The organism is Pseudoalteromonas atlantica (genome assembly GCA_007988745.1).
GTDB lineage: Bacteria > Pseudomonadota > Gammaproteobacteria > Enterobacterales > Alteromonadaceae > Pseudoalteromonas > Pseudoalteromonas atlantica.
This window is the reverse complement of the sequence record BJUT01000038.1, coordinates 35184-41247: the sequence shown is the minus strand read 5'-3', so window position 1 is coordinate 41247 and position 6064 is coordinate 35184. Positions and strand designations below refer to the sequence as shown.

Annotated in this window: 6 protein-coding genes and 1 pseudogene; 2 read left to right on the top strand and 5 right to left on the bottom strand. The window is 40.0% G+C overall.

Going from position 1 to position 6064, the window contains the following annotated elements:
- Positions 1 to 82 precede the first annotated feature (82 nt).
- Positions 83 to 1768, bottom strand: a complete 1686-nt coding sequence (locus PAT01_RS14490; RefSeq protein WP_154945694.1) for an RluA family pseudouridine synthase — start codon at positions 1766 to 1768, stop codon at positions 83 to 85.
- Positions 1769 to 1838: 70 nt separating this feature from the next.
- On the bottom strand, positions 1839 to 2060 hold the full coding sequence (locus PAT01_RS14485; protein WP_318299758.1) for a LysR substrate-binding domain-containing protein: 222 nt from the start codon (positions 2058 to 2060) through the stop codon (positions 1839 to 1841).
- Positions 2061 to 2115: 55 nt separating this feature from the next.
- Between PAT01_RS14485 and PAT01_RS14480 the strand changes: the two are divergent.
- A pseudogene (locus PAT01_RS14480) lies at positions 2116 to 3349 on the top strand (IS3 family transposase).
- Between the two features lie 15 nt (positions 3350 to 3364).
- Here the strand turns inward: PAT01_RS14480 and PAT01_RS14475 are convergent.
- Entirely contained in the window at positions 3365 to 4042 is a 678-nt protein-coding gene (locus PAT01_RS14475; RefSeq protein ID WP_154945693.1) for a LysR family transcriptional regulator, read from the bottom strand.
- Positions 4043 to 4176: 134 nt separating this feature from the next.
- Here PAT01_RS14475 and PAT01_RS14470 point away from each other — a divergent pair, with 134 nt between their 5' ends.
- A complete protein-coding gene (locus PAT01_RS14470; protein ID WP_154945692.1) occupies positions 4177 to 4899 on the top strand; it encodes an outer membrane protein in 723 nt (240 codons plus the stop codon).
- Positions 4900 to 4984: 85 nt separating this feature from the next.
- Here PAT01_RS14470 and minE read toward each other — a convergent pair whose 3' ends face one another.
- Entirely contained in the window at positions 4985 to 5248 is a 264-nt protein-coding gene (minE, locus tag PAT01_RS14465) for a cell division topological specificity factor MinE (protein WP_004586362.1), read from the bottom strand.
- 1 nt (position 5249) lies between these two features.
- Entirely contained in the window at positions 5250 to 6059 is an 810-nt protein-coding gene (gene minD, locus PAT01_RS14460; RefSeq protein ID WP_024031716.1) for a septum site-determining protein MinD, read from the bottom strand.
- Between the last annotated feature and the right edge of the window lie 5 nt (positions 6060 to 6064).

Sequence of the window (6064 nt, the reverse complement as noted above, 5' to 3'; positions counted from 1 at the left end):
CAACTAAATAGCGATTTTTTTGCCTTGCTATCAACACGTTTTTCCATCCTCAAAATAGATCACTTAATTATGCGAATTGGTATTAAAAATCGGGCGCTACGCAGAACGTTAAACGCTTATGTGTAATAGGGTGATCTAGCGCCAAATACTCGGCATGTAAGTGTAACCTGTTGGCTTTTTTACCGTAATGTGTGTCACCAATAATAGGCATATTCAGCCCTAAGTGATGAGCACAGTGTACCCTTAATTGGTGAGTGCGGCCCGTTTTAGGGTAGAGCTGTAGGCGTGTAATATTGTCTTTACGTTCAAGCACCTGCCATGTAGTAAGTGCGGGTTTGCCGTTTTTATAACAAACAAGCTGGCGTGGCTTATCGTCAAAATCAAGTCGCAATGGCAGCTCTATCTTGCCACTGTCCTTAGGCACAATACCATCAACCAGCGCAATGTAACGTTTATCAATAGTTCGGGCAATAAATTGCTTTTGTAGTGCTTTGTGGGCTCGTTTATTGAGCGCCACCACTAATAAACCTGATGTAGACATATCTAGTCTGTGCACAATTAACGGGCCTGTAGCGTGTGGAAATTGCGTTTGAATACGTAAATACACAGAATCTTCAATATTGACACCTGGTACAGATAAAAACTCGCTGGGTTTGTTTACAATAACAATATCATCGTCTTGATAGACAATCGGCAGCGTTTTACCTTCAGCAGGGTTAACGAGTAGCGGGTTATCTTCTATGCTGAGGCCTTTTAACATGTGCGATAAAATAGGTTGGCACTTACTGTAGCAAGAAGGGTAATAGTTTTTATGTTGGCGTATTGCCGATTTAGGTGCGGGCCCCCACCAAAACTCAGCCATAGCCACTGGCTTTAAATTATTAAGATAAGCGTATTGTAATAGCTTGGGCGCAGCGCAATCTCCAGCACCTGATGGCGGAGTATGCTCTGGCAATGCTGCAAATATGGCATTGAGATCTTTAACTTCATGCTCTGCATTTAAAAACTGGTACTGAGCAAACACTCGCTTTTGTAGGTTTTTAGATAAAACTTTACGGCGCTTTTTTAACTGTTTTATTTCGTCGTGTAGGGCATTAAGCGCCTGCTGTTGCTGAGTTATTTTATCATGCCAGTGATCTTTTATGCTTTGATAGTGTTTTTTATCTTCTATGCTTTGTTTGGCCAGTTCATTCAAGCTTGCTTGTTGCTCAGGCGTTATTGCTTGGCTGTGCTCAATTACAAGTGCACTGCGCGCTTTTTTACGTGCTTTTCTATTGGCTTGCATTACGCTTTGTTGAGAGTGTAACTGCTGATCAAACGCGGCTTTATCGGCATTTAATGACGCTGTTAATTTATTCAATGTACTTGCATTCTCTAGGGCATGTATTTGCGCATTTATGTCGTTAATTATTTTACTTTCTTTTAAATAACTCACATCTTCCAGTGCCATTGTAGATACATTAGGCACGCATTTTATATCGGTATTTAAATTTTCAAGCTGGCCTGAATACGCCGCTAAAAAGCCAAGTTGTTGTTGCTGGTTTTGTACAACCAGTACACCAAACATTTTGCCATCATTCGTTGCTGTATTGCTGTTGTCATTTTCGTTATACGGTAAATGCGTTTCAAGTTGCTGCTGCAATTGTGTTGCGGCTAAAACAGATAACGGATGAGGCTGGTAGTAAAACGGAAACGTAAATTTATCTGGAAGCGGTATAGAATCTACAGAGCAATCAAATAAAGTAAAACAAGAAGCGTGATTTAACATAGCAAAGTAATAGCAGGCATAAAGCAAAGTAATGGGCCAATAATAACATATTCACTTAAGGGGTACTTGCTTAATCCTCTGCGGTTACTAAACCGCGCTTAGCTAAAAAGCGTACTAATAATAGTGTTAGGTTTTCTCTGCGTGCATTATTTGGCCATACCGCGTAATAACCAAGCGGCTTAAGTTGCCAGTTAGGTAAAATGTGAATGAGCTCTTCTCGTGCTAATTGTTTTTTTACTAGGTTTTCGGGCAATATGCCAAGACCCAAGTTTTCAGATACAAAGTGACTTATTGCAAGTGCACTATGTCTTGTCCTGAAATGTGTTTACACATTTAGGACTTATTTTATGAAAACCACTAAAACTAAAGACGTTAAGCGTACTCAGCGAGATTATACATTAGGCTTTAAATTATCTATTGTTGAGCAAGTAGAAAAAGGCGACTTCACCTATAAACAAGCGCAAAGTCATTACGGCATTCAAGGCCGCAGTACCGTTCTGGTATGGCTGCGAAAACATGGTAAATTAGATTGGTCTAAACCAACTTATATAGCCAACATGCCTAAATCGAAAGAAACCCCAGCACAAAAAATTAAACGTTTAGAGCGCGAGATAGAAGAGTTACGCCTAAAGGATTTAATCAAAGATGAAATGATTAATATTATGGATGAAGAATATGGAGCGGGCTTGCGAAAAAAGTACATATCGGAGCTATCACGCGCGCAAAAGAAAACCATCAAATAAAGCTTACTCCGTTATGCCGTGCATATGGCATAACGCGACAAGGTTACTATCAAGCTATGCGCAGAGTAGATGCTCGGAATAAAGAATTGGAGCCAGTCAAAGAATTAGTGATGTACTGGCGGCAATTCATGCCTCGTATTGGTGGGAAGAAACTTTATCTGATGATAAAGCCAGACCTGCAAGAGCGTGGCATTAAACTAGGTCGTGATTGTTTTTTTGATTATTTGAGAGAGCATGACTTTCTTGTAAAACCAAAGAAAAATTACACTAAAACAACAAACAGTAACCATTGGATGCGCAAGCATCCTAATTTACTAAAGGAATACATGCCTACTGCGGCCGAGGAAGTCTTCGTTAGTGACATTACATACGTAAAGTCAGCGCAAGGCGTGCATTACCTATCGTTAGTCACTGATGCTTACAGTCGAAAAATAATGGGTTATGAGCTGAGTGATGAAATGAAAGCAACTGATGTAGTCAGAGCATTAGAAATGACAATTAAGCAACGCGTATATAAACGTGATGCCATTCATCATTCAGATAGAGGTTTACAATATTGCTCTGAAGTATATCAAAATGCGCTATTAAAAGAGGGCATTAGACCATCGATGACCGATGGGTATGACTGTTATCAAAACGCATTAGCAGAGCGTATTAACGGGATATTAAAGCAAGAGTTTTACTGTATAAATGTCGCAATATGGCAGAGTTAAAACAGCTCGTTGAAGAATCGATATTTATATACAATGAAATGCGACCGCACTTAAGTTTGGATATGAAAACACCAAATCAAGTGCATAAAAAAGACCTGGCGCTTTCGCACCAAGTCTTTCATTAAAACCGTCAACCTATTTCAGGACGGGACACTATTTACATTTACGCGCGACTTTTCACAAATACACACCACTTCGCCATTTGGAGAGGTAAAATCTACAGTGCTGCCGCGCATACTAAAATGAAACCAATCCCACTGTTTTAAATCGTTTGGGTGCGTAGGGGGTTGATGCTTACTCGCGTACTTACTTGAAGCAACTAAAAAGCGTTTACTCTCTCCAATTTTACGCGCCATGAGTGAGCTGTCTTCAAGCCAGCCAACTCGAATACTTAAATCAAGCCCTTCATCCATTATATTTATTACTTGGTCTGTGTAATTAAGAGACAAGTTCACTTTTGGGTATGTTTGCACAAATTCTGCTATCGCGGCCGAAATTTCGGAGCTTGCTAAAAAGGCGGGCAGCGATATTTTTAAAGACCCTATAGGCTCATCACCCACAGAGTTAATTTCGTTCAAACCTGCCTCTGCGTGTTTTGTTATGTTTTCTACGTGGGCGTAAAATTTTTCACCTTCAGGGGTAAGCGACAATTTACGGGTTGTTCTATGTAATAAAGTGACGCCTAAAAACTGTTCTAAGTCAGAAACACTATGGCTAACACGTGAAGGTGCTATGCCAAGCTCCTTAGCTGCAATACGAAATGAACCGCCAGCAACCACTTTGGCAAAAATAGCCATGTGTCGTAAATAGTTAATCATTGTTCTGAAAGTCGGAATTGTATTGTGCCGTTATTGTATCTATTCGCTTGTGTATCTAAAAGTTATATTAACTGCGAATTCAACATTAGCCTTACAGCCCAATAATTTGGCTGTTAAAAAAATCAGGAATAACAATGAACACATTACAAAAAACTATAGTTGCAGCAATTGCTTTAGCGTGTACCGCGCCTACTTTAGCTAGTGCAGAGGGGTTTTATGGAACTGCACATGTAGGCTATAGTTCGCAAGCAAATGACTCTCAAGCCATTGGTAACAATATTGCCGTAGATGCCGATTTTCCATCTGAATTTGATGCCGGTGAGGGCAGTGTAGGCAGTATTGGTTTAGGTTATCAGTTCAATCCTCAATTTAGAGTAGAGGCGCGTATTAGCTATCATGATACTGACTATAGCGATACAAAAGTTGGCGTGGGTGCACGCGAAGGTGAGCAGTATGTATTAAAGGGGGATTTAAAAACTACCACTTATACAATTGAAGGCTTTTACGATTTTGATAACAGTACCGCGTTTACGCCTTATATTAAAGCAGGGTTAGGGGTTGCCGATAACAGCTATTCTGCAAAATTAGGTGGTGCAGGCATTAGCGCCTTTGACGCATTCGATGGAAATGTTGATGGCTATTACGATGCGTATGCTGATGACGATTCAACTGAATTTACATGGAATATTGGTGCAGGGGTTAACTATCAAATAACTAAAACTATGTCGTTATACACTGAGTATCAATACATTGAATTTGGTGACGTGCAAACGGGGCAAGATGCATTTACCGATGGCTTTAAAATTGACAGTGCAGCAAGCCATGAGTTTTTACTTGGTTTACGTGTAAACTTTTAAATTTAAAACACAACACAATGCACCACATACGTGTAGTGAGTGTGTAAAGCAAAAAGCGGCATTTAAAATGCCGCTTTTAGTTGTGCTACTTTTTCTCTTCGTCAGGTAATGTCACGTTGAGCTCAAGTACCGCTAAATCATCTTCGTTTTGATCAAACTGTACCTGCACTGCATCAGTGTTTACATTTACGTACTTACGGATCACATCTAAAATATCTTGTTTTAATTGTGGTAAGTAATCCGGTGTTCCGCGTTGCGAACGCTCGTGCGCGACAATGATCTGCAATCGCTCTTTTGCTAATGACGCGCTATTTTTCTTTTCTGAGCGGAAGTAGTCAAGTAAAGACACATTAACCTCCAAAAATCCGTTTAAATAAGCCTTTTTTCTCAACATCTAAGAAGCGAAAATCGACTGTTTCACCGAGTAAGCGATTGATTGCATCAGCGTATGCTTGCCCTGCATCTGAATCACCATCAAGTATTACTGGTTGGCCTGAATTAGACGCACTCAATACCGCTTGCGACTCAGGAATAACACCAAGTAAAGGAATCGACAGAATATCTTTAACATCTTCTACCGATAACATTTCGCCTTTTTCAACTCGCTCAGGGTTGTAGCGTGTTAATAATAGGTGTTCTTTAATATTTTCTAGGCCTTCTTCAGCACGTTTTGATTTGCTGTGTAAAATACCTAAAATTCTGTCTGAATCTCGAACCGAAGATACTTCAGGGTTTGTTGTCACAATTGCTTCATCAGCAAAGTACATCGCCATCATTGCGCCGGCTTCAATACCTGCAGGTGAATCACACACAATGTAGTCAAAGTCTTCTTTTAGTTCGTTTAAAACGCGCTCTACGCCTTCGCGGGTAAGGGCATCTTTATCACGTGTTTGTGATGCGGGTAGTAAAAATAATTTTTCAACGCGTTTATCTTTAATAAGCGCTTGATTTAGGTTGGCTTCGCCGTTTATTACGTTTACAAAATCGTATACTACGCGGCGCTCACACCCCATAATTAAATCTAGATTACGTAAGCCAATATCAAAATCGATAATAACTGTTTTATAGCCTTTTAAAGCTAAACCGGTGCCTATTGCAGCACTTGATGTTGTTTTACCAACACCGCCTTTACCAGAGGTAACGACAATTACTTTTGCCATGAGAT